Origin of the sequence: Rhodanobacter sp. Root179 (genome assembly GCF_001428465.1) — a bacterium.
Lineage (GTDB): Bacteria > Pseudomonadota > Gammaproteobacteria > Xanthomonadales > Rhodanobacteraceae > Rhodanobacter.
Genome location: NZ_LMHR01000071.1, coordinates 48,858 through 72,273, shown reverse-complemented (window position 1 = coordinate 72,273; position 23,416 = coordinate 48,858). Strand labels below are relative to the sequence as shown.

Annotated in this window: 17 protein-coding genes; 9 read left to right on the top strand and 8 right to left on the bottom strand. The window is 66.9% G+C overall.

Going from position 1 to position 23,416, the window contains the following annotated elements:
- Positions 1 to 394: 394 nt before the first annotated feature.
- From ASD82_RS07930 to ASD82_RS07910, 5 genes are all read right to left on the bottom strand, one after another.
- Entirely contained in the window at positions 395 to 2,365 is a 1,971-nt protein-coding gene (locus ASD82_RS07930; RefSeq protein ID WP_056717291.1) for a M1 family metallopeptidase, read from the bottom strand.
- Between the two features lie 28 nt (positions 2,366 to 2,393).
- Positions 2,394 to 3,635: an AGE family epimerase/isomerase gene (locus ASD82_RS07925; RefSeq protein WP_056717290.1), complete on the bottom strand. Its 1,242-nt coding sequence runs from the start codon at positions 3,633 to 3,635 to the stop codon at positions 2,394 to 2,396.
- Positions 3,632 to 4,612, bottom strand: coding sequence for a carbohydrate kinase (locus tag ASD82_RS07920; protein WP_056717289.1), 981 nt, complete (start codon positions 4,610 to 4,612; stop codon positions 3,632 to 3,634). The genes ASD82_RS07925 and ASD82_RS07920 overlap by 4 nt, the downstream gene beginning before the upstream one ends.
- Positions 4,613 to 5,869, bottom strand: a complete 1,257-nt coding sequence (gene fucP, locus ASD82_RS07915; RefSeq protein ID WP_200950250.1) for an L-fucose:H+ symporter permease — start codon at positions 5,867 to 5,869, stop codon at positions 4,613 to 4,615.
- Positions 5,870 to 5,971: 102 nt separating this feature from the next.
- Entirely contained in the window at positions 5,972 to 7,024 is a 1,053-nt protein-coding gene (locus tag ASD82_RS07910) for a LacI family DNA-binding transcriptional regulator (protein ID WP_056717287.1), read from the bottom strand.
- Positions 7,025 to 7,151: 127 nt separating this feature from the next.
- On the opposite strand from ASD82_RS07910, the gene ASD82_RS07905 reads away from it, so the two are divergent.
- The 4 genes from ASD82_RS07905 to ASD82_RS07890 all read left to right on the top strand — a co-directional run bounded on the left by ASD82_RS07905 (position 7,152) and on the right by ASD82_RS07890 (position 13,413).
- A complete protein-coding gene (locus tag ASD82_RS07905) occupies positions 7,152 to 9,458 on the top strand; it encodes a GH92 family glycosyl hydrolase (RefSeq protein ID WP_056717286.1) in 2,307 nt (768 codons plus the stop codon).
- A gap of 117 nt (positions 9,459 to 9,575) precedes the next feature.
- The gene (locus ASD82_RS07900) at positions 9,576 to 11,369 is read left to right on the top strand and encodes an ATP-binding protein (RefSeq protein ID WP_056717298.1); all 1,794 of its coding nucleotides are present in this window, start codon (positions 9,576 to 9,578) and stop codon (positions 11,367 to 11,369) included.
- A complete protein-coding gene (locus ASD82_RS07895) occupies positions 11,366 to 11,812 on the top strand; it encodes a response regulator (RefSeq protein WP_056717285.1) in 447 nt (148 codons plus the stop codon). Before ASD82_RS07900 ends, ASD82_RS07895 begins: the two co-directional genes overlap by 4 nt.
- Positions 11,813 to 11,847: 35 nt before the next feature.
- On the top strand, positions 11,848 to 13,413 hold the full coding sequence (locus tag ASD82_RS07890) for a response regulator (RefSeq protein WP_235580666.1): 1,566 nt from the start codon (positions 11,848 to 11,850) through the stop codon (positions 13,411 to 13,413).
- Between the two features lie 109 nt (positions 13,414 to 13,522).
- Here the strand turns inward: ASD82_RS07890 and ASD82_RS07885 are convergent, their stop codons facing one another.
- Positions 13,523 to 14,917, bottom strand: coding sequence for a sigma-54 dependent transcriptional regulator (locus tag ASD82_RS07885; RefSeq protein WP_056717283.1), 1,395 nt, complete (start codon positions 14,915 to 14,917; stop codon positions 13,523 to 13,525).
- Between the two features lie 57 nt (positions 14,918 to 14,974).
- A complete protein-coding gene (locus tag ASD82_RS07880) occupies positions 14,975 to 16,624 on the bottom strand; it encodes an ATP-binding protein (RefSeq protein WP_056717282.1) in 1,650 nt (549 codons plus the stop codon).
- 116 nt (positions 16,625 to 16,740) lie between these two features.
- Between ASD82_RS07880 and sucC the strand changes: the two genes are divergently transcribed.
- The 4 genes from sucC to ASD82_RS07860 all read left to right on the top strand — a co-directional run bounded on the left by sucC (position 16,741) and on the right by ASD82_RS07860 (position 21,443).
- Positions 16,741 to 18,075, top strand: coding sequence for an ADP-forming succinate--CoA ligase subunit beta (sucC, locus tag ASD82_RS07875; protein WP_343123467.1), 1,335 nt, complete (start codon positions 16,741 to 16,743; stop codon positions 18,073 to 18,075).
- 14 nt (positions 18,076 to 18,089) lie between these two features.
- Positions 18,090 to 18,962 (top strand): succinate--CoA ligase subunit alpha, encoded by an 873-nt coding sequence (sucD, locus tag ASD82_RS07870; protein ID WP_056717280.1) that lies wholly within the window; start codon positions 18,090 to 18,092, stop codon positions 18,960 to 18,962.
- 339 nt (positions 18,963 to 19,301) lie between these two features.
- A complete protein-coding gene (locus tag ASD82_RS07865; RefSeq protein WP_056717279.1) occupies positions 19,302 to 19,637 on the top strand; it encodes an endonuclease domain-containing protein in 336 nt (111 codons plus the stop codon).
- Between the two features lie 174 nt (positions 19,638 to 19,811).
- A complete protein-coding gene (locus tag ASD82_RS07860) occupies positions 19,812 to 21,443 on the top strand; it encodes an NAD+ synthase (RefSeq protein ID WP_056717297.1) in 1,632 nt (543 codons plus the stop codon).
- Between the two features lie 60 nt (positions 21,444 to 21,503).
- Here ASD82_RS07860 and ASD82_RS07855 read toward each other — a convergent pair whose 3' ends face one another.
- Positions 21,504 to 22,334: an outer membrane protein assembly factor BamD gene (locus ASD82_RS07855; RefSeq protein ID WP_235580665.1), complete on the bottom strand. Its 831-nt coding sequence runs from the start codon at positions 22,332 to 22,334 to the stop codon at positions 21,504 to 21,506.
- 104 nt (positions 22,335 to 22,438) lie between these two features.
- On the opposite strand from ASD82_RS07855, the gene rluD reads away from it, so the two are divergent.
- Positions 22,439 to 23,413 (top strand): 23S rRNA pseudouridine(1911/1915/1917) synthase RluD, encoded by a 975-nt coding sequence (gene rluD, locus ASD82_RS07850; protein ID WP_056717277.1) that lies wholly within the window; start codon positions 22,439 to 22,441, stop codon positions 23,411 to 23,413.
- The last annotated feature ends 3 nt before the right edge of the window (positions 23,414 to 23,416 follow it).

Genomic DNA, 23,416 nt, shown 5'->3' with positions numbered 1-23,416 from the left:
AAACCGTATGGTCAGCGGCCCTTCGGCGCCGCGTTTGATGGATGAGGTGCGGCGCGTGTTGCGAATGCTGATTCATTTTCGCCCGCAGGGAAAGGTGGCCCGGTTGCTGCAGAACACTATTGCAGTTGAATGTTGCGACAGAGCACACCACCGGGACGTTGCAGGTCCACCAGGGCTCGCGCGAGGTCGACGCCGAGGTTCCCGACCACAAGCGGGTGTCGTTTTCTCTTGGGGACTTCTATTTTGGACAGGCAAAAGAGAAGTACCTCGCCCTCCCAAGGCGGACTAAAGCCCTTGCTCTAAAAGCCCTTCAAAGCTGTTGGCGGAAAAGTTGTCGGGGCCAATTCGTGGCCAGCTGTCACGAGTAGAACTGTCCCCGACACCATGGCTACGCCTACGGCATCGCGAAGCTGTTGTTGTCGCGATTGCCGTCAGGCAACGCCCGCGCCGGATCGATCGTGACCGACTTCAGCTTCCGCGTGCCGTCGACGTGGACCACGTAGCTGCGATGCTGTTGCCAGGTTTCCACCGGCACGTGCACGTCCTGCTTGCTGCCGTCGTCGTAGACCAGTTGCAGGGTGGCGGGCATGACCAGCTGGTCCAGGTTGGCCACGGTGACGTCGACGCCCTTGCGGTAGTCGCCGTCGGTGTAGGCGGCTTTCTGCACGGCCAGGTCGAGCTGCCAGTTGTGTTCGAACCAGCCGCGCCAGAACCAGCCGAGGTCTTCGCCGGTCTCGCTTTCCATGAAGCGGAAGAAGTCGGACGGGCTGGGGTGCTTGTAGGCCCAGGTGGCGATGTAGCGGCGGAAGGCGGGGTCGAAGCGTTCCGGGCCGATGATCTGCTCGCGCAGCAGCACCAGGCCGAACGCGCCCTTGAAGTAGCTGATCGGGTGGCGGTATTTCTCCGGCACCATGTCGGCGCCCAGCAGCAGCGGCGGAGCGTTCTGGTCCTGCAGCACCTTGGCGATCTCGTCGGCCGGGTTGCCCTTGCCCGGCGCGTATTCGCCGTCGCGCTTGGGCGCGTATTCGCCATGGTTGAACGCGTCGGCCTCGTAGACGTCGATGAAGGTGTTGAAGCCTTCGTCCATCCACGCATCGCGGCGCTCGTTGCTGCCCACGATCATCGGGAACCAGATGTGCCCGATCTCGTGCGCGATCACCATGTGCAGGCTGCGGCCCTTGGCCAGCTTGTGGTCGAAGGTGATGCCGGGATACTCCATCCCGCCGGCGGTGCCGGCTTCGTTGATCGCCACCGGCCAGGGGTACGGATACCACTGTTTCGAGAAGTATTCGGTGGAGGCCTTGAGGTATTCGGTGGCGCGTCCCCAGGCCGCGTCGCCGCCGCTTTCGGCCGGATAGACCGACATCGCCAGCGCGCTCTTGCCTGCAGGCAGGTTGATTCGCGCCGCATCCCACACGAAGGCCTTGGAGGCACCGAACGCCACGTCGCGGGTGTCGTACATGGCGAAGTGCCAGGTCAGCGTGCCGCTCTGCTTTGGACGGCTGGACGGCTGGGTGACTTCGTCCGCGCTGCGGATCATCACGGTCTTGTCGCTGCGGCGCGCCTGTTCCAGCCGTTGTTGCTCGGTCCTGGTCAGCACGTCCTGCGGGTTCAGCAGTTCGCCGGAGCCGGCCACGATCATGTCCCACGGCACGGTGATCGCGTAGTCGAAATCGCCGTACTCCAGATAGAACTCGCTGTTGAGGTAGGGCGCCGTGTCCCACCCGCGCAGGTCGTCGTAGACGGCCATGCGCGGATACCACTGGGCGATCTCGAAGATCTCGCCGTTCTTGCTCGGGTTGACGTCCATCCGCCCGCCGAACTCGCCGGGCACGGTGAAGCTCCAGGCGATGTGCAGTTTCAGCTGGCCGTCCTTCGCTTTCAGCGCGGTCGGCAGCTGCACCTGCATGCGGGTGTCGGAGACGATCCACTTCACCGGCTGCGTGTGGCCCTGCGCGTCTTCGACTTCGACCGAGCTGATCCTGTAGCCGTCGGTGAACTCGGTGGGGAACTTGCTGGTGAACGCGCCACGGGCGTCCTTGCGATAGCGGTTCTGGTCCAGCTGCAGCCACAGCACGTCGAGCGCGTCGGGGCTGTGGTTGGTGTAGCTGATCACCTCGCTGCCGCTCAGCAGCCGGGTGGCGGGATCGAGCGTGGCCTTGATCCGGTAGTCGGCCCGATTCTGCCAGTACATCGGGCCGGGCTTGCCGCTGGCGGAGCGGTAGGCGTTGGCCGGTTGCGGGTAGCTGTACGGCGCGAACGTCTGCGCGGGATCGAAGCGCGCAGGCACGGTGTCGGCGGCGAAGGCGGGCGCCAGCGAAAGCGCGGCGAAGGTGGCGGCAAGAGTGAGCGTGAGGTTGTTCATGCGAAGCCTTTGGGGAAGGGAAGACGCTTTACGGCTGGCCACCGCGACGGATCAGCGCCAGCAGTTCGTGGCAGGCGCCCATCGTGTGGTAGTCGGTCTTGCCGGCGGGACTCTTTTCGTCGTCGTACTTGCGGTTGTCGCGGGTGAGGATGCGGTACCAGGCGCCGTGGCGGTGATCGACGAAATGCTGCCACGCGTACGCCCACAGCTTCACGTACCAGTCGTCATGGACAGCCAGTCCGCTGCGCTCGTGCAGCAGGGCGGCGGCGGCCAGCGATTCGGCCTGCACCCAGAAATACTTGTCGTCGTCGCAGACGCTGCCGTCCGGCGCGAAGCCGTAGCAGATGCCGCCGTATTCGTTGTCCCAGGCGCGGGCCAGCGCGGTGTCGAACAGTTGCTGCGCGGTGGGCAGCATCCAGTCCGGCGCGGCACCGCGTTCGCGCAGCAGCGGTTCCATGATCAGCAGAAGCTTGGCCCATTCGGTCTGGTGGCCGGGCTGGAAGCCCCACGGGCGAAACAGGTGCTTCGGGTCGTCGCGGTGGTAGTCCCAGTCGATGGCCCAGTCGCGGTCGTAGTGTTCCCACACCAGGCCACCGGCCAGCGCCGCCTGGCGACGGGTCATGTGATCAGCGAGGGTGTACGCGCGGTCGAGATAGCGAGGATCGCGGCTGGCCTGGTAGGCGGCCAGCATCGCCTCGCACATGTGCATGTTCGCGTTCTGGCCGCGGTAGTCGCTGAAGTGCCAGTCGGCATCGGCCTCGTCGCGGTACAGCCCGGCGTCGGCATCCCAGTAGCGCTGTTCGAGCAGGTTCCAGGTCTCGTCCATCCAGGCGGCGGCTTCGGCGATGCCGGCTTTCACCGCGCTGGCGCAGGCCAGCAGCACGAAGGCGACGCCGTAGGCATGGTTGGTGCGGTCTTCCGGCTGGCCGTCGCGGATGGTCCAGGCGTAGCCGCCGCTGGCCGGATCGCGATGCACCTCGCGCAGGTAGCGCAGGCCGTGGCGGGCGGCGTCGAGGTACTCGCCTCGAAGCGTCGCGTCGTCGCCGAACTCGATCGCCGCCATCGCGTAGTTGAAGACGAAGCGGGTGCTGCTGACCAGGTGCCGGTGGCTGCGGTCGTAGATCGTGCCGTCGTCGCGGAAGTAGTGGAAGAAGCCGCCCTGCGGGTCGATCGCGCGGGGGTGGTAGAACGCCATCGTCTGCGCGATGTGCCCGCGCAGGAACTCGGCGGAACGGAAATCGGCGGTAGGAAAATCGGGACTGCTGTTCATGCCTGCTGTTCCATGAAGGCCAGCACCTCGTCGCCGCGCGGCATCGCGGCGAACGAACCCTGGCGGGTGACGGTCAGCGCGCCGCAGGCGGCGGCGAAGCGCAACATCGCGTGCAGGCGCGGCAGTTCGGTCACCAGGTGATCGAGTCGTTCGGCGCCCGCTTCGAGTTCGGCCAGGCAGCACAGCAGGCCGCCGACGAAGGCATCGCCGGCGGCGGTGCTGTCGACCACCTCGACCGGGTAGCACGGCAGCTCGCCCTCGGCGTCCGGGTGGAACCAGCGCAGCGGCTGCCCGCCGTCGGTCACCACCACCAGCCGGGTGCGGCCCAGCCACAGGCGGTCCAGCGCGGCCTGTTCGCCGTCGACCGCCAGCCAGGCGAATTCCTCGGCCGACAGCTTCACCACGTCGGCCAGGTGCAGCGCGGGCCACAGCAGCGGGCGGGGATCGATGTCGCGCGGCCACAGCGCCGGACGCAGGTTGAGGTCGAAGCTGACCAGGGCGCCGACGCCGTGTGCGCGCTGCATGCCTTCGCGGGTGGTTCCGGCCAGCGCGGGGTCGGTCATGCTGTTGGAGCAGACGTGGAACACGGCGACGTCGCGGAACGTGTCGGCGCGGAAATGCGCCGGCCGGAACAGCAGGTCGGCCGAGTTGTCGCGGTAGAAGCTGAAGCTGCGTTCACCGCGGGCGTCAAGGGTGACGAAGGCTAGCGCGCTGTTCGCCGCATCGGTGCGCACGATGTCGTCGGTGCCGACACTGGCCTGCTGCAGGCTGTCCAGCAGGAAATCACCGAAGCGGTCGCGCCCCAGCATGCCGGCGAAACGGGCGGCGCCGCCGAGACGCGCCGCGGCGACCGCGACGTTGGCCGGCGCACCGCCCGCGAAGGGCACGAAGCGGGCGGCGAAGCCGTGGCCGTCGAAGCCGTCGGCGTGCAGGTCGATCAGTGCCTCGCCGAAACACAGGATGGGATGGACGGCCACTCACGACCCCCTTTGCGAGGCGTCGGCGGGCAGGCCGCGGATGCGCGAGCCGCTCAGGCCGTAGAACACGATGTACAGGTAGCACAGCAGCGGCAGGAAGAACGCGTGCTGCAGGCCGATGTGGTCGGCAAACAGGCCCTGCAGCGGCGGGATGATCGCGCCGCCGACGATGGCCATGATCAGCAGGCTGGAGGCCTTGCTGGTCATCGACCCCAGCCGCTCGATGCCGAGCGCGAAGATGGTCGGGAACATGATCGAGTTGAACAGGCCGATCGCGATGATGCTGACCATCGCCACGTCGCCCTTGGTGAGCATGGTGGTCAGCACCAGCAGCGCATTGATCGCGGCGAAGCCGGCCAGCAGCTTGCGCGGCGAGAACTTCGCCATCAGCGCCGAGCCGATGAAACGGCCGATCATCGCGCCCAGCCAGTAGTACGACACGTACTTCGCGGCCTGCTGCTCGCTGACGTGGCCGATCTCGGGCAGCGACAGGTAGTTCACCATGAAGCTGCCGATCGAAACCTCGGCGCCCACGTAGAAGAAGATGCCCAGCACGCCGAACAGCACGTGGGGATGGCGCAACACCTCGGCGAAGCTGTGGCGGTCGTGGTCGCCCTTGTCGGTGGCCTCGCTCAGCGCGGGCAGGCGGAACAGCCAGACGAAGACGGCCAGCAGAAACAGCACCACCGCCAGGCCGATGTACGGACCCTGCACGGCCTGTGCCTGTTGTGCCTGGTAGGCCAGGTGTTCCGCCGGCGGCAACGCGGCCAGTTCGGCCGGACTCTTCACCACGCTGGAAAGAATCAGCATGCCGCCGAACAGCGGCGCCAGGAAGGTGCCGAACGAGTTCAGCGCCTGGGCCAGGGTCAGCCGGCTGGAACTGGTGCGCTCCGGCCCCAGCAGCGCCACGTAGGGATTGGCCGCCACCTGCAGCACGGTGATGCCGGTGGCCAGCACGAACAGCGCGGCGAGGAAGGCGGGATACAGCTGCAGCGTGGCGGCGGGCCAGAAGCCCAGCGCGCCCACGCCGGCAATCGCCAGCCCCGCCACGATGCCCTTCTTGTAGCCCAGCGCGGCGACCATCCATCCGGCCGGCAACGCCATCAGGAAGTACGCGCCGAAGAAGGTGAACTGCACCAGCATCGCCTGGAAGTAGCCGAGCTGGAACACCGACTTCAGATGCGGGATCAGGATGTCGTTGAGGCAAGTGAGGAAGCCCCACATGAAGAAGATGGTGGTGAGCACGCCCAGCGCCATCGGATAGTCGGTGTAGCGCTCGCCGTGTGCCGGTGTGCCGGGTGTCGGTGACGGAGCTTGAGCGAAGGCCATGGAATTCCCCTGTGCGAATGAGCGGATGGGTCAGGCGGCGGGTGGTGGGCAGCTGCTTTCGCGCACCATCAGCCGCACCGGTGCGACGGTGCGGCGGCTGGCGGCCTGCGGTTGCTGCAGTCGTTGCAGCACCAATTGTGCGGCCTGCTTGCCGCGTTCGTGCGGTGCAGCCGACAAGGTGGTCAACGGCGGCATGCCGAGTGCCGCCTCGGCGATGTCGTCGAAACCGGTCAGCGCGAAATCATGGCCCGGGCGCAGCCCGCGCTGGTTGAGGCCGAGCATCAGGCCCAGCGCGACCGCGTCGTTGTAGCAGACCGCCGCGGTGGGTGCGAGCGTGCCGGCGAACAGGGCTTCGGTCCGGTGGGCGGCATCGAGCCGGGTCGGCGCGCATTCGACGCGCCAGTACGGTTCGGTGCGCAGTCCGGCGGTGTGCATCGCCTCGGCGTAACCGGCATGGCGCTGCCGGCACGAACTGGAGTCGTGGTGGCCGCCGAAGAACGCGATGCGCCGGTGGCCGCGGGCAATCAGGTGTTCGGTGGCGAGGCGGGCGCCGTGCTGGTTGTCCAGCATCAGCTGGTCCCAGTGCGCGAACTCGGGCAAGGTGCCGCCCAGTTCGCGGTTGAACAGCAGCATCGGTGCACGCTTTCCGACCACGGCCAGCACGTCCGGCGCCTTGCTGTGCTCGGCCGGCGACAGGATGATGCCGGCCGGGCCGTGTTCCAGCAGCGAACCGAGCACGGCCTGCTCGCGCGCGATCGATTCGCCGGTGCAGCCGAGCAGGGTGACGAAGCCGGCGGCGGCCAGCGCCTCGTCCACGCCGGCGGCGAATTCGGCGAAGAACGGGTTGGCCAGGTCGTTCAGCACCAGCGCGATGCTGGTCGAGGTGCGGCGGCGCAGGTTGGCGGCGGCGCGGTTGTAGACGTAGCCCTGCCGGCGCAGTTCTTCCTCGACCCGGGCGCGGGTGTGCTTGTTCACCAGCGGGCTGCCGCGCAGCACCAGCGAGACCGTGGCGCGCGATACGTCGCAGCCGGCGGCGATGTCGTTCAGGGTGACCTTGCGCCCGATCGGGCTATGACTCGACATGCAGTTTGCCTCATTAGAACGATCCAAATTTAGCTTATCGCAGCAGTTCGGCACGTCGCAGCGCAGCATGCCATGTCCCTTGCCGGATGATAGCGTGCGGACTTGAATCGTTCCAAAGGTAGATCAGATGACCGTCCGCTTGCGCGCTGTGCTTCCCTCTCTGCTCGGTGCCGCGTTCGGCATCGCCGCCCTCGCACCCGCCAGCGCGCATGCCGTGCAAGGCCATGCGGCGGCGGTCGATCCACGCATCGGCACGGGCGGCGACGGCCACACTTTTCCCGGCGCCACGGTGCCGTTCGGGATGATCCAGCTGTCGCCGGACACCGCGATGCCGGATTTCAAGCATGCGTACAAATGGGCCGCCGGCTACCAGTACGGCGACAGCAGCATCATGGGTTTTTCGCACACGCACTTTTCCGGTTCCGGCCATTCGGACCTGGGCGACGTGCTGGTGATGCCGATCGCCGGCGAGGTGCGGCTGGAGCCGGGCGATCCGGCCAAACCCGGCAGCGGCTACCGCTCGCGCTTCTCGCACGACAGCGAAGTGGTGCAGGCCGGCTACTACGCGGTGACCCTGAGCGATTACGGCGTGCGCGCCGAACTCACCGCGGGGCGCCGGATCGGCTGGCATCGCTACACCTTCCCGACCGGCAAGCCGGCGCACCTGCTGCTGGACCTGCGCCCGAGCATCTACGACTACGCCGGCAAGGTGCTGTGGTCCAGCCTGCGCGTGCATGACGACGGTACCGTCACCGGCTGCCGCACCACCCGCGGCTGGGCGCCGGGACGCGAGCTGTGTTTCGCCATGCGCTTCTCGCAGCCGATGACCTCGCGCGAGTTGTTGAACCGCGAGACCGACGTGACCTACAAGGGCTTCGCCGGTCCGGGCAACCACGCCGCGGATCACGACGCGCAGAACGGCCGCGCCCTGGTCGGCGTGTTCGACTTCGGCAAGCTGAAGCAGCCGCTGGAAGTGAAGGTGGCGATCTCCACGGTGAGCGAGGCGAACGCGATCGGCAACCTCGACCACGATGGCGCGGGCTGGGACTTCGACGCCCGCCGCGCCGAGGCCACGGCCGCGTGGAACAAGGCACTGGCAGTGGTCGACATCGACGCGCCGAAGACCGCCCGCACGCAGTTCTACACCGCGCTGTATCACGCGATGCTGTCGCCCACGTTGAGCATGGACGTCAACGGCGACTATCGCGGCCCCGACCACGCCGTGCACAAGGCGGACGGCTACGAGTTCTACTCGACCTGGTCGCTGTGGGATGTCTATCGGGCGCAGCAGCCGCTGATGGTCCTGCTCAATCCCCAGCGCAGCACCGACTTCATCCGCTCGCTGATCGCCGCGCGCGAGGCCAGCCCGTTCGGCATCCTGCCGGTGTGGGCGTACCAGGGCCTGGAGACCTGGTGCATGATCGGCTACCACGCGGTGCCGGTGATCGCCGACGCGTACATCAAGGGCGTGCGGGGCTTCGACGCGGACAAGGCGCTGCAGGCGATGGTGGCCAGCGCCACCTACGCGCCGTACGGGGATCTCGCCGACTACATGAAGCTCGGCTACGTGCCGATCGACAAGGAACCCGAAGGCGCCTCGAAGACCCTGGAATACGCCTACGACGACTGGTCGCTGGCGCAGATGGCGAAGGCGATGGGCAAGACCGATATCGCGGCCACCTTCGCGAAGCGCGCCGGCAACTGGAAGAACGCGTGGGACCCGAAGACCGGCTTCATGCGTGCCCGGCTCGCCGACGGCACGTTCCGCGAGCCGTTCGATCCCACGGCGGCGGGCTATGGCAGCGACTTCACCGAAGGCAATGCCTGGCAGTATTCGTGGTACGTGCCACAGGACGTGCCGGGCCTGGTCGCCGCGATGGGCGGCGAGGCGAAGTTCGTGGACAAGCTCGATGCGCTGTTCGACGCGAAGGTCGACCCGGCCCACTTCAAGCACGTCGAGGACATCACCGGCCTGATCGGCTGGTATGCCCACGGCAACGAACCCAGCCATCACATCGCCTATCTGTACGACTATGCCGGCGCGCCCTGGAAAACCCAGCAGCGGCTGAAGCAGATCATGGACAGCCAGTACGCGGCACGGCCGGACGGACTCTCCGGCAACGATGACCTGGGCCAGATGTCGGCCTGGTACGTGTTCACCGCGCTGGGCTTCTATCCGGTGGCGCCGGGCAGCGACGAGTACGCGCTCGGCCGGCCGTTCGTGGCGCGCGCGGCGATTCACCTGGACGGCGGCCGCACGTTCACGATCACCGCCGCGCCGCTGGATGACGCGCATCCGTACGTGGGCTCGGTGACGCTGAACGGCAAGCCGCTGGATCGGCCGATGTTGCGTCACGTCCAGATCGTGGCCGGTGGCGAATTGCACTTCACCATGCAGGCGCAGCCCGCCTCGTCGTGGTCGGCAACACACTGATTGTCGTGACAATGTGAAGCACGTCAGGGCGCCGCGACGGTGCTCTGGTCAGCGTGCAAACATGCAAGAATGGCCAGAATGCCCAGCGGTGGTGGCTCGATCGAGGTGGCTGGCCGGATGAAAAAAAATGTACTTCCGCGCTGGCGCACGGCCGGCCTGCTGTTGGCCGTGATGGTCATCGTGGCACTGCCCTATGTGGTGACCCGGACCAGCATCCAGGAGACGCAGCGGGCGGCTGCATGGGTCGCCCATTCCAGCGAGATCAAGGCGGTGACCTATCAGCTGGCCTATCTGGCACGCGATGGCGAGAGCGCCAGCTACCGCCTGCTGGCCGGTGATGCCGACCAGCAGACGCAACAGCGTGCGCTGGCCGCTGATCAGCAGATTCCCGCGTTGATCCGCCAGTTGCGGGCGCTGACCCGGGACAACCCGGATCAACAGACCCGCATCGGCGCGCTGGACAATGCATTGACCGGTCGCATCGTCCTGATGAAGGAGGCCCGGACGAGAATTGCCCGCGGCGATACCGACGGCGCGCGACAGTCGTTGCGCAATGCGGGCGATCTGTTCGGCATCAGCGCGGAAATCGACGAAATCGTGCATACGGAAGACGGCCTGCTTGCCAGCCGCGAGGCCGCCGCGCGGGAGAAGGCCACGGACGGTGGCGTGGTGCTTGCGTTGACCGCGCTGGCGCAGCTGTTTCTGCTCGCCGTGATCGTGATGATGTCGGAGCGGCAGATCGGCCAGCGCCGGCTGGCGGAGAGTCGCGAAGGGCGCGCCGTGCAACGCTCGCGGATGATCTTCCAGGCCGTGCGCGAACCGATCGCGCTGTTCGACGACAACCTCAAGTCGCTGCTGGTCAACAATGCGTTCGGCGAGCTGTATGGAATGGACCCGGCAGGAAGAGCCGTGCCGCTGGCCGAGATCGGCGACGGTGCATGGAACGACGGCGTGCTGCTGCAGCGCCTGAACGACGTGCTGTTGCGTGACCGCGAACTGTGGGACTACGACATGGTCCAACGCACCGCCGGCGGCATGGAGCGGAACGTGGTGATCAACGCGCGGCGCCTGCAGCAGCAGGACAGCGACGTGCCGGCGCTGCTGCTGACGGTCAGCGATGTCACCACTCGTGCGCTGGCCGAACACCAGGTGAACGAGCTCAACCGCCAGCTCGAGGGCAAGGTGAGCCAGATTTCCGACGTCAACCGCGAGCTGGAGGCGTTCAGCTATTCGGTTTCCCACGACCTGCGCGCGCCGCTGCGTCATATCGCCGGCTTTGCGCGCAAGCTGGAGCAGCAACTGGGCGAACGCATCGACGACAAGTCGGCGCATTATCTGGCCGTCATCGGCGACTCGGCGCAGCGCATGGCGCTGCTGATCGACGACCTGCTGGTGTTCTCGCGACTCGGCCGGGGCGCCTTGCGGCTGCAGGGAGTGGACATGCAGTCTCTGGTCGACGAGGCCCGCGCGCTGGCCGAGACGGGCGCCGAGGGGCGCCGCATCGCGTGGACGATCGCGCCGCTGCCGATGGTGATCGGCGACGAGAACATGTTGCGCACCGTATGGCAGAACCTGCTCGGCAACGCGGTGAAATACACCGGACAATGCGAGCTGGCGAAGATCGAGGTGAGCGTGCGGCAGGGGCGCCACGGCAATTACGAATTTACCGTGAGCGACAACGGCGCAGGCTTCGACATGCAATACGCGGACAAGCTGTTTGGCGTGTTCCAGCGCCTGCATCGCGCCTCGGAGTTTCCCGGCAACGGCATCGGGCTGGCCAACGTGCGGCGCATCGTGGCCCGTCACGGTGGCCGGGTCTGGGCCGAGGCCGAACCGGGCCAGGGCGCCCATTTTCATTTTTCCCTGCCGGCCACCGACGCGGCTGGCGCAAGCATCGAGAGCGAAGCATGAACAAGAAAGACCTGCGTACCATTCTTCTGGTCGAAGACAGCATGGCGGACGCCGAGATGGCGATGGATGCGCTGGGCGAGGCGCACCTGGCCAACCCGGTGGTGCACGTCGAGGACGGCGTCGAATGCATGGACTACCTGTTCCAGCGGGGCGCGTGGGCCGGGCGTGAACCCGGCAACCCGGCGGTGGTGCTGCTGGACATCAAGATGCCCCGGATGAACGGACTGGACGTGCTGACCGCGATGCGCGCCGATGAGCGGATGCGGCGCATCCCCGTGGTGATCCTGTCCTCGTCGCGCGAGGAAAGCGACCTGGCCCGCAGCTGGGACCTCGGCGCGAACGCCTACGTGATCAAGCCGGTCGACGTCGACCAGTTTTTCGATGCGGTGCGCACGCTTGGCCAGTTCTGGGCCTTGCTCAACCAGGCGCCGGAAAACGACTGAACGGACAGCACCAAGGACAAGGAACGAGGAACACCATGCCAAACCGGCAGCTGCGAAACATGCCGACCGTGCGCATCCTGCAGGTCGAGGACAGCGAACTCGATGCCGAGCTGGTGCTGGCCGAGCTTGATGCGGACGCGATCGCCTACGAGGTGCGCCTGGTCGACGACGAGAAGCGCTATCTTGCGGCGCTGGAAGAATTCCACCCGGACATCGTGCTGTCCGATCTGAGCATGCCCGGGTTTTCCGGCATGCGTGCGCTGGAGCTGTTGCGGGGACGCGACGAGCACATTCCCTTCATCTTCGTCTCGGCCACGCTGGGTGAGGAAGCGGCGATCGGCGCTTTGCGCAACGGCGCGACGGATTACATCCTGAAGCAGAATCCGGCGCGACTGGCGAGTGCGGTGCGGCGGGCGCTGGACGAGGCCGAGGCGCACCGGGCCAATCGCCGCGCCGAGTCGGAGCTGATCCGGGCGCAGCGCTTCGAGAGCCTGGCGATGCTCGCCGGCGGCCTCAGCCACGACCTGCGCAACCTGTTGCAACCCTTGCTGCTGGCCGGCGACAGCCTGCAGGACTACCAGGACGACCCGCGCCTGGCACGACTGGGCAAGCTGGTGCGCGATTGCGGGCGGCGCGGGCTGGACATGGTGCACTCGATGCTGTCGTTCGCCCGCGGCGCCCGTCGCGCGGAGCAGGTGAAACTTGGCCCCCTGTTCAGCGCGTTCGACCTGCTGATGCAGGGCAGCGTGCCACGCAGCGTGGCGATGGAGCTGGTCATCGACGACCCGGAACTGTCGTTCGAGGGTAATCACACCGAGCTGCAGCAATGCCTGCTCAACCTTTGCCTGAATGCGATCCAGGCGATGCCCGATGGCGGCAAGCTGCACATCGAGACGTCGCAGACCACGCTGGACGATGACTTCTTCCTGCCGGAGGAGCAGCCGCGCAATGGACGCTACCTGTGCATCAGCGTGAAGGACGACGGCCCCGGCATGGAGCCGGCGGTGCTGGAACACATGTTCGAGCCGTTCTTCACCACCAAGGAAACCGGCACCGGCCTGGGGCTGCTGTCATGCAAGCGCATCGTGGGCAGCCACGGCGGCGTGATGCGGGTGGAGAGCGAGCCGGGTCGCGGCACCCGCTTCGACCTGTACATCCCGCTGGAGGAAATGGGCTCCGACGCGCTCGGGGCTGACGGCGACGACGATCTGGAAGGTGCGGCCGAGCGGGTGCTGGTGGTGGTGGAGGAGGCCGGTCAGTTGTCCCTGCTGGCCGACACGCTGGACGCCTATGGCTACCAGGCGCACGCCAGCCAGAGCGGTACGGCGGCACTGCAGTGGATCGAGGCCGGCGGCCTGCCCGACCTGGTGGTGCTGGACGCGGACATGAACCTGTTCACCGGCGTGCGCACGCTGTCGGCGCTGATCGAGCAGGGCTATGCCGGCGCGGTGATCCTGCTGACCCGTCCGGGCGCGGTGCCGGACCTGCAGGAATTGCCGCCGCTGCAACACCTGCACATGGTCGAGAAACCGGTGACCACCCAGGTATTGTTGCGCAGCTTGCGCAAGGCGCTGAATGCGGTGTTTTCCGGCAACGGTTGAACGCGCGGCCGATCGCGCTTTCCGTGCCCGCGAGCGACGGTTGCGGAAGCGTTTGCGGAGTGAACCAGCGCGTCACGCAGCGCGCGAGCCCTCGCGCGGGCTCAAGCCTTCAGTCGATGCCCAGCTTCTTCAGCTTGTAGCGCAGGGCGCGGAAGGTGATGCCGAGTTTGCGGGCGGCCGCGGTCTTGTTGTAACGGGATTCTTCCAGCGCCTTGACGATCGCGGTGCGCTCGAGATTGCTGATGTAGTCGTCCAGGCCGCCGTCCGCACCCGCGGCGGCAGCAGCCGGGGCGGGCACCGTCGCCGTGGCGCCGGCCAGTTGCTCGGTGCCGACGCGGGCGCTGCGCTGGGGCAGCATCAGGTCGACCGCCTCGATGGTGTTGCCGTCGCACATCGCCATCGCGCGTTCGAGCACGTTCTCCAGCTCGCGCACGTTGCCGGGGAAGTCATAGGCCGCCAGTGCATCGCGTGCGGCCGGCGCGAGCTGGCCCACCGGTTCGCCGCTCTTGCCGGCCAGCGCCTTGAGAATGAAGGCCGACAGTTGCGGCACGTCGCCACGGCGCTCGCGCAGCGGCGGCACGCGCAGTTCGATCACGTTGATGCGGTAGAACAGGTCCTGGCGGAACTGGCCCTGCTCGACCAGCTGGCCCAGGTTCTTGTGGGTGGCCGAGAGGATGCGCACGTCGACCGGAATCTCGTCGCGGCCGCCGATCGGGCGCACCGCCTTTTCCTGGATCGCGCGCAGCAGTTTCACCTGCATGTGCAGCGGCAGCTCGGCCACTTCGTCGAGGAACAGCGTGCCGCCCTGGGCGGCCTGGAACAGGCCTTCCTTGTCGGCACCGGCGCCGGTGAAGCTGCCCTTGCGATGGCCGAAGAATTCGCTTTCCATCAGCTCGGACGGAATCGCGCCGCAGTTGACCGGCACGAACGGTCCACTGGCGCGGGGACCCTGCTCGTGGATCAGCCGGGCGACCAGTTCCTTGCCCACGCCGGATTCGCCGGCGATGTACACCGGCGCCTGGTTGCGTGCCAGCTTGCCGATGGTGGCGCGCACCTGCTGCATCGCCGCCGAATCGCCGATCAGCCGGTTGCCGCCATCGCCGGGAGTGGCAGTCGCGCCGCCGTTGCGTTTTTCCTCGGCCAGGCGCAGGGCGGTGCGGACCAGTCCGCGCAGCATCTGGATGTCGACCGGCTTGGAGACGAAGTCGAAGGCGCCAGCCTTCAGTGCGTTGACCGCGGCGTCGACGTTGCCGTAGGCGGTGATCATCGCCACCGGCATGTCCGGATGTTCGCTGGCGATCAGCTCGATCACTTCCTGTCCGTTGCCGTCGGGCAGGCGCATGTCGGTGAAGCAGAGATCGTACGTGCGCTCGGCCAGGGCGCGGCGTGCATCACCGACCGTACCCACTGCATCGACCTGCAGGTCCATGCGGCCCAGCGTGATCGTCAGCAGCTCGCGAATGTCGCGTTCATCGTCGATGACCAGTACGGTCTGTGCGGTCATAGGAGGTCCATGTTTCCCGAAGCAGGCTGTTGAAGGGTACTAGGGCGGGCCAAAAGGTCAACGCGTGGCGGTCTGCGCCGCCTCGCTGGTTTCCGCCGGACTGCGTGCCGGCGGCGTCAGCACCAGCCGGAAACAGCTGCCGCCGCCGGCCACCCGCACGTACTCCAGTGCAGCCTGGTTCGCATCACTCATCTGTCGCGCGAGATACAGGCCCAGCCCGGTGCCGTATTCGTGGGTGGTGTAGAACGGCTCGAAGATCTGCGCGGCCACCTTGGGCGCGATGCCGGGGCCGCGGTCGATCACTTCCAGGATCGGCACGCCGTGTTCGCCCTGGCGGGTCACCACCATCACCCGCGCCGGCTCGCCGGGCAGGCGGCCGTAGCGCAGCGCGTTCTGCACCAGGTTCCACACCACCTGCTGCAACTGCTGCGGGTCGGCCACCGCGGCCACCGGCGTGCCGCTGCTGGCGATCGCACGCAGCGAATCGGCGCCCAGGTCGTTGCCCTGCACGTACTCCTCGACGAAGGCCTGGGCCCAGTGGCCCAGGTCCAGCGTTTCCGGCCGCGAGCGTTCGCGGCGCGACAGCTGCAGGATGTTCTCGATGATCTCGTTGAGCCGGATGCAGTGATTGTTGATGATCTCGACCATGCGCTGGTCGGTGGCGTCCATGCTGTCCGATTCGGCCAGCAGCTGCGCCGAGTAGCGGATCGCCGCCAGCGGGTTGCGGATCTCGTGCGCGATCGAGGCGGACAGCCGGCCCAGCGAAGTCAGCGTGAGCTCCTCGGCGCGGCGCGACAGCAGCGAGGTGTCGTCGAGGAAGATCAGCACGTGCGAGTCGTCGTTCGGCGCCAGCCTGGTGAAGCGCGGCACCACCTCGGGCACGCCGTCGGCGAGCTGGGTGGCGGTTTCGTCCAGCTTGCCCGAGGTCATCCAGTGATACAGGCGGCGTGACAGCTCCGGTGCCAGCTGGCCCAGGTCGCGCTGGTCGGCACCGGGGTTGCCCATCAGCATCCAGGCGGACTCGTTGATCTGGTGGATGCGGTTGGCATCGTCGACCAGCAGCACGCCGGTCTTCATGCGGCGAATGATCAGCTCGTTGACCTGGGCCAGGTTGGCCAGGTCGGTGCTGCGCTGCTCGGCCAGCGCCTCGGTGGCGCGCAGCTGGCGGCCCAGCACGTTGCACAGGCTGGTGGTGGCGAAATAGGCCAGGCCGAACAGTCCTGCCTCCAGCAGGTCCCGGTCGCCGGGATTGTTCGCCGAATCGCCGAAAAGGGTGTGACCCAGAATGCCCAGCGTAGCCAGCGCGGCGAAGAAGCTGGACAGCCGCAGCGGCAGGATCAGGGCGCCGGCACTGAGGTTCACCGCCAGCATCATCGCGATGCCGATGCGGGCATCGTGCATGGCGGCGATCGCCATCACCGCCACGGCGATGTCCACCACCAGCGTCGCACCCACCACGACCAGCGCGTGGGGCATGCTGCGCCGGTTCAACAGCAGCATGACCAGGGCGAACACCAGATACAGCGTGACCATGCCATGGGCGAGGTCGGGGGCGTTCAGCTGCGGCCAGCCCAGCCCGGGCGGGCTGAAGGCCAGGCCCGCGTAGACCAGCGCCTGCACCACCCGGAACGCGTTGAGGAACGACAGCTCGTGGCGAATCGTCGCAGTGGCGGCAGGGGTGGCGACGAACGGGGCGCTGTTGGGCACTTGGGCTATTCCCTGGCGATTCCGGGCGAGTATAGACGGGCTGATCGGCGCTGTGAGCCACCGCGAAAGCGCATGGGAGAGCGCCGCGCGGCCGTTTCGGGCAGGCGGCCCTTTCCATCGGGGCCGGCTTCCGCGAAAATGGGCGGCCGCATGGCGCGGTATGCCCGGTTCCATCCGGCAGGCGCACTGCCTTCGGCAGCGCGCTCCTCCGCCGTCCGACCTTCCTGACCCACGCATCGCGACACGCGTGCGGCCGCCATCGTTTTTCCGTTCGCTCGAGGTATCGAATGAATTTCCACGAATACCAGGCCAAAGAACTGTTCGCGCAGTACGGCATCGCCGTTCCGCCGGGCAAGGTCGCCAACTCCCCCGACGCCGCCGTCGATGCCGCCAAGGCGCTCGGCGGTTCCCAGTGGATGGTCAAGGCGCAGATCCACGCCGGCGGCCGCGGCAAGTCCGGCGGCGTCAAGTTCTGCCGCAGCTTCGACGACGTGCGTGCCGCCGCCAAGGGCATGCTCGGCACCAACATGGAAACCTACCAGTCGGCCGGCCGCGCGCTGCCGGTGAACCTGGTGCTGGTCACCGACGCCACCGACATCGCCCGCGAGCTGTACCTGTCGATCCTGGTCGATCGTGATTCCAAGGCCGTCTCGTTCATCGCCTCCAAGCACGGCGGCGTGGACATCGAGCAGGTGGCGAAAGAGACCCCCGAAGACATCCACACCATCGTGGTCGACTTCGTCGAAGGCCTGCAGCCGTACCAGTGCCGCCAGCTCGGCTTCGCGATGGACCTCACCGCGAAGCAGGTCAACCAGCTGACCAAGATCATGCTGGGCCTGTACAAGCTGTTCAACGAGCAGGACCTGGCCCTGGTCGAGCTGAACCCGCTGGCCGTGCTGGAAGACGGCAACCTCGCCGCGCTGGACGGCAAGGTCAACTCCGACGACAACGCCGAATACCGTCACCCGAACCTGGCCGCGATGCGCGACCTGACCCAGGAAGACGCCGCCGAAGCTGCCGCGCAGCAGAGCAACCTCAACTACGTGACGATGGACGGCAACATCGGCTGCATGGTCAACGGCGCCGGCCTGGCGATGGCCACCATGGACGTGATCAAGCTGGCGGGCGGCGAGCCGGCCAACTTCCTCGACGTGGGCGGCGGCGCCACCAAGGAACGCGTGACCGAGGCGTTCAAGCTGATCACCTCCTCGGACAAGGTCAACTGCATCCTGGTCAACATCTTCGGCGGCATCGTCCGCTGCGACATGATCGCCGAGGGCATCATCGCCGCGGTCAAGGAAGTGGGCCTGAAGATTCCCGTGGTGGTGCGCCTGCAGGGCACCAATGTCGATCAGGGTCGCGAACTGCTGGCCAACTCCGGCCTGGCGATCACGCCGGCGGATGATCTCAACGACGCGGCGCAAAAAGCCGTGGCTGCGGCCAAGGCCTGAGGAGCAATCGAAACATGAGCGTACTCGTCAACAAGAACACCAAGGTGCTGGTGCAGGGTTTCACCGGCCAGCAGGGCACCTTCCACGCGCAGCAGTGCCTCGACTACGGCACCCAGGTCGTCGGCGGCGTGACCCCGGGCAAGGGCGGCTCCGAGCACATCGGCCTGCCGGTCTTCAACTCGGTCGATGAAGCCGTGCTCGAAACCGGCGCCGATGCGTCGGTGATCTTCGTGCCGCCGCCGTTCGCGGCCGACTCGATCCTCGAAGCGATCGACGCGGGCATCAAGACCATCGTGGCAATCACCGAAGGCATCCCGGTACTGGACATGTTGCGCGTCAAGAACGTGCTGCAGCAGCATCCGGAGATCGTGCTGATCGGGCCGAACTGCCCCGGCATCATCACCCCCGGCGAGTGCAAGATCGGCATCATGCCCGGCCACATCCACAGCAAGGGCAGGGTCGGCGTGGTCTCGCGCTCCGGCACGCTGACCTATGAAGCGGTGTTCCAGACCACCAACGAAGGCCTCGGCCAGAGCACGGTGATCGGCATCGGCGGCGACCCGATCAACGGCCTCAACTTCATCGACTGCCTGAAGCTGTTCCAGGACGACCCGCAGACCGAAGGCATCATCATGGTCGGCGAGATCGGCGGCAGCGCCGAGGAAGACGCCGCCGAGTTCATCGGCGAGTACGTGAAGAAGCCGGTGGTCTCGTTCATCGCCGGCGCCTCGGCCCCGGCCGGCAAGCGCATGGGGCATGCCGGCGCGATCATCTCCGGCGGCAAGGGCACCGCCGCGGCGAAGTTCGCCGCGCTGGAGAAGGCCGGCGTCACCACGGTGAAGTCACCGGCCGACCTGGGCAAGACGCTCGCGAAGCTGATGAAGTAAGCCTGGTGGCGTGATGTTGATGAAAGGCCGCGCATTGCGCGGCCTTTTGTTTTGGTGCGTGCCCCCATCCGCCCTTCGGGCACCTTCCCCCGCTGGCGGGGGAAGGGAGATCGTGGTGCTGCTGTTGTTTCCTTCCCCCGCGAGCGAGGGAAGGGAGATCGTGACGCTGCTGTTGTTTCCTTCCTCCGCTAGCGGGGGAAGGTGCCCGACAGGGCGGATGGGGGGCGCTCTCACAAGCTCCCGATACAACCCCACACTCCCCGTGGAAGACTCCTCTGCCCGAACCCGACCGTACTCGCCAAGCTGGGGGCCCTCGAACACCGCCGAACGAGAGCCTGCATGCGCGACCATGCCAAGACCACCTTTGCGCGCCAGCTGCGCCGCGCCATGACACCGGCCGAACACCATCTCTGGGCTCGGCTGCGGCAACGACAGCTGGGCGGCTGCCGGTTCCGCCGCCAGCACCCGCTCGGTCCATATATCGTCGATTTCGCTTGCCTGGAAAAACACCTGGTGGTCGAGGTCGATGGCTCCGGGCACCTGGATTCGGTGGCCGACGTCGGGCGTGATGACTGGTTGCGGCAGCACGGATTCACGGTGGTGCGCTGCTGGAATCATGACGTGCTTGATCGCACGGAGCTGGTGCTGGAGGTGATTCTGGGGGCGTTGGGGTAGGGCGCTTCCCCCATCCGCCCTGTCGGGCACCTTCCCCCGCAAGCGGAGGAAGGAAATGGCCGCGTGCTTCCTTCCCCCGCAACGCGGGGGAAGGTGCCCGACAGGGCGGATGGGGGCACGCTCCACTTCTTGAATTACCATTGCCCGGATAACTCCCAAGGAATGCACGCCGTCATGGCAAAGTTGCGTCTGGCACTGGCTCAACACGATTTTTCGGTCGGTGCGGTGGCGGCGAATGCCGCCAAGGTCGGCGAGCTCATCGCCAGTGCACGCGCTGGCGGCGCCGCGCTGGTGGCGTTTCCCGAGCTGACCCTGAGCGGCTATCCGCCCGAGGATCTGTTGCTGCGGCCGAGCTTCCTCGCCGCTTGCGACAGCGAGCTGGCGGCGCTGGCTGCAGCCACCCATGGCATCGCGGCCCTGGTCGGCCATCCGCACAGCGAGGGCGAGGTGTTCAACGCGGCCAGCGTGTTGCGTGACGGCCGGGTCGAGTGCACCGCGCACAAGCAGGCGTTGCCGAATTACGGCGTGTTCGACGACAAGCGTTACTTCCGCCCGGGTCATGCCTCGCTCACCACGGTGATCGACGGCATTCGCATCGGCCTGCTGATCTGCGAGGACGTGTGGCAAGCCGAGCCGGTCGCGCAGGCCGCCGCCGCGGGTGCCGAGCTGATCGTGGTGATCAACGCCTCGCCGTGGGATGCACGCAAACAGGTCGAGCGCGAGGCGGTGCTGCAGGCACGGGCGCGGGAAACCGGCTGCGCGATCGTCTACCTGAACCTGGTGGGCGGCCAGGACGAGGTGGTCTACGACGGCAGTTCGATGCTGGTCAACGGCGACGGTTCGATTGCCGCGCGCGCGCCGGCCTTCGTCGATGCGCTGCTGTGGGCCGAATTCGATCCGGCCACGCGCACGCTCGCGGCGCAGGACTGGCCGGTCGCGGTCGACGAATTACCGGAGGCCACGCTGTACGCCGCCCTCGTGCGCGGCACCCGCGACTACATCGACAAGAACCGCTTTGCCGGCGTGCTGCTGGGGTTGTCCGGCGGCATCGACTCGGCGCTGACCCTGGCGCTGGCGGTGGACGCGCTGGGCGCCGAGCGCGTCACCGCGGTGATGATGCCCACGCGCTACACCTCGCAATTGTCGCTGGACGGTGCGCGCGCCCAGGCGGAGAAACTCGGCGTCGACTACCACGTGATCGACATCGAACCGACCTACCGCTCGTTCGTCGACGCGTTGACTCCCGTGTTCGCCGGCAAACCCGCGGACACCACCGAGGAAAACCTGCAGTCGCGCACCCGTGGCGTGATGCTGATGGCGCTGAGCAACAAGCACGGCCGGCTGCTGCTGGCCACCGGCAACAAGAGCGAGATGGCGGTCGGCTACGCGACCTTGTACGGCGACATGTGCGGTGCCTATGCGCCGCTGAAGGATGTCTACAAGACCGTGGTGTATCGCCTCTCGCGCTGGCGCAATGCGCAGGCGGACGCCGCGGATCGTGGCGACATGATTCCGTCTGCAGTCATCGAACGCCCGCCCTCTGCCGAGTTGCGCGACAACCAGACCGATCAGGATTCGCTGCCGGCCTACGACGAACTGGACGCGATCCTCGAGCGCTTCATCGAACGCGAACAGTCGCAGGCGGAGATCGTGGCGCAGGGCTTTGCGGCCGAGACGGTGCGCCGGGTGGTGCGGCTGGTGCTGCTGAACGAGTTCAAGCGCCGCCAGTCCGCGCCGGGACCGCGCGTGACCACCCGCGCGTTTGGTCGCGAGCGGCGTTATCCGATCACTTCCGGCTGGCATTGAGCGGGCACAAAAAAAGCCGGCGATCGCTCGCCGGCTTTCTGACTGCATTCACCGATCGACTCAGTGATGGCCCGAGAACGGCACCATCTTGCGCAGCGTGGACGGCGGATGCGGCCACTTGGCGTCGGTGAGGTAGGGGTGGTTCGGGTAGTTCATGGCCAGCACCTGGCGGCTCTGCTCGGCCAGCGCCTTCTGGTCCAGCGCCAGGTAGCTGCGGGTGAGGATGGCCAGCGCATCGCCGGTCTGTGGTGACTGCTGGTAATGCTCGACCACGTACTGGGCCCGGTCGGCGGAGGCGACATACGCCTTGTTGCGCAAATAGAACTCGGCCACGTTGATCTCGTACTGGGCCAGGATGTTGCGCAGGTAGATCATCCGCTGGCGCGCGTCGGCGGTATAGGCGCTGTCCGGGAAACGCCGCGACAGCTCGGAGAAGTCGTCGAACGACTGCAGGTTGTAGCCCTGGTCGCGGCGCGAATCCTTGTCCGAGCGGGGGAACCAGCGCTCCAGCACGGTGCCGGTGCGATCGAAATTGATCAGACCGCGCAGGTAATAGGCATAATCGACGTGTTTGTTGGCCGGATAGGTCTTGATGAAGCGGTTCACCGTCGACAGGGCATCATCGGGCTGGTTGTCCTTGTACTGCGAATAGGCCAGGTCCAGCTGGGCCTGTTCGTTGTACTCGCCGGACGGGAAGCGGGCGATCAGGCGTTGGTAGGCCTTGGTGGCTGCGGCGTAATCTGCGTTTTCCAGCGAGTTGTGCGCGTTGTCGTACAGCGCCTCCAGCGGCATCGTGTCGATGTTCTGCTTCGATTTGAACATCGAACACGCGCTCATCGACATCGCGGCCACCAGCAGCACGAGCAATTTCATCACAGTCATTTTGGACATCGGCAGCTTCGGCGAGTCGATTGTTGGGCGCATAAGGAAGGAATTCAGATGTTTGAGCGAACAGGCATGATAGCCGAAACCGGCCGTCCCCCGCGGATGCCCGCATGACCACGATCCGGCACGAGGCACAGGTCCCGCTGACCGCGGCGGGACGCAGGTTCGACCAGGCTTTGGCCGAGATGTTCCCCGATTATTCGCGCTCGCGGCTCAGCGGCTGGATCAAGTCCGGCGCGGTAAGCCTCGACGGGGCGCAGGTGGCCGCGCGGCAGCTGCTGCGCGGCGGCGAGCTGGTGCGGCTGGAGGTAGAGCTGGAGAACGAGGTGTCGAGCGCCCCCGAGGCGATGGCGCTGGCGATCGTGCACGAGGACGAACACCTGCTGGTGCTGGACAAGCCGGCCGGGCTGGTCGTCCATCCGGGCGCGGGCAACCCGGTGGGGACCTTGCTCAACGGCCTGCTGCACCACGATCCGAAGCTGGCCGAGCTGCCCCGTGCGGGCATCGTGCATCGGCTGGACAAGGACACTTCCGGCCTGATGGTGGTGGCCAGGACCCTGCCCACGTACACCGCGCTGGTCGACCTGTTGTCGCGGCACGAGGTGGAACGTCAGTACGAGGCGGTGGTGCTGGGCACGATGGTGGCCGGCGGCACGGTGGATGAACCGATCGGCCGCAGCATGGGTGACCGGCTGCGCCAGGCGGTGCGCGACGAGGAAGACGGCAAGCGGGCAATCACCCATTACCGGCTGCGCGAACGCTTCCGCGCCCACAGCCTGCTGCAATGCCAGCTGGAGACCGGTCGCACCCACCAGATCCGGGTGCACATGGCGCACATCGGCCATCCGCTGATCGGCGATCCGCTTTACGGCGGCGGGCTGAAGCTGCCCAGGGGAGCCAGCGCGGAACTGATCGGCACCTTGCGCGGCTTTCGGCGGCAGGCACTGCACGCCGAGAAGCTGTCCTTCATCCACCCGGCCACGGGCGAGGAGATGTCCTTCAGCGCCGAACGTCCCGCAGACCAGCGTCTGCTGATCGAGGCCTTGCGGGAGGATCTGGCCGAGCACGGTTCGGAGCACTATTGACCG

Coding starts and splice junctions, on each gene's coding strand:
- ASD82_RS07930 (WP_056717291.1), bottom strand. CDS start 2,365: ATGAACAACCTCACGCTCACTCTTGCCGCCACCTTCGCCGCGCTTTCG.
- ASD82_RS07925 (WP_056717290.1), bottom strand. CDS start 3,635: ATGAACAGCAGTCCCGATTTTCCTACCGCCGATTTCCGTTCCGCCGAG.
- fucP (WP_200950250.1), bottom strand. CDS start 5,869: ATGGCGCTGGGCGTGCTCACCACCATCTTCTTCATGTGGGGCTTCCTC.
- ASD82_RS07910 (WP_056717287.1), bottom strand. CDS start 7,024: ATGTCGAGTCATAGCCCGATCGGGCGCAAGGTCACCCTGAACGACATC.
- ASD82_RS07905 (WP_056717286.1), top strand. CDS start 7,152: ATGACCGTCCGCTTGCGCGCTGTGCTTCCCTCTCTGCTCGGTGCCGCG.
- ASD82_RS07900 (WP_056717298.1), top strand. CDS start 9,576: ATGAAAAAAAATGTACTTCCGCGCTGGCGCACGGCCGGCCTGCTGTTG.
- ASD82_RS07895 (WP_056717285.1), top strand. CDS start 11,366: ATGAACAAGAAAGACCTGCGTACCATTCTTCTGGTCGAAGACAGCATG.
- ASD82_RS07890 (WP_235580666.1), top strand. CDS start 11,848: ATGCCAAACCGGCAGCTGCGAAACATGCCGACCGTGCGCATCCTGCAG.
- ASD82_RS07885 (WP_056717283.1), bottom strand. CDS start 14,917: ATGACCGCACAGACCGTACTGGTCATCGACGATGAACGCGACATTCGC.
- sucD (WP_056717280.1), top strand. CDS start 18,090: ATGAGCGTACTCGTCAACAAGAACACCAAGGTGCTGGTGCAGGGTTTC.
- ASD82_RS07865 (WP_056717279.1), top strand. CDS start 19,302: ATGCGCGACCATGCCAAGACCACCTTTGCGCGCCAGCTGCGCCGCGCC.
- ASD82_RS07860 (WP_056717297.1), top strand. CDS start 19,812: ATGGCAAAGTTGCGTCTGGCACTGGCTCAACACGATTTTTCGGTCGGT.
- ASD82_RS07855 (WP_235580665.1), bottom strand. CDS start 22,334: ATGTCCAAAATGACTGTGATGAAATTGCTCGTGCTGCTGGTGGCCGCG.
- rluD (WP_056717277.1), top strand. CDS start 22,439: ATGACCACGATCCGGCACGAGGCACAGGTCCCGCTGACCGCGGCGGGA.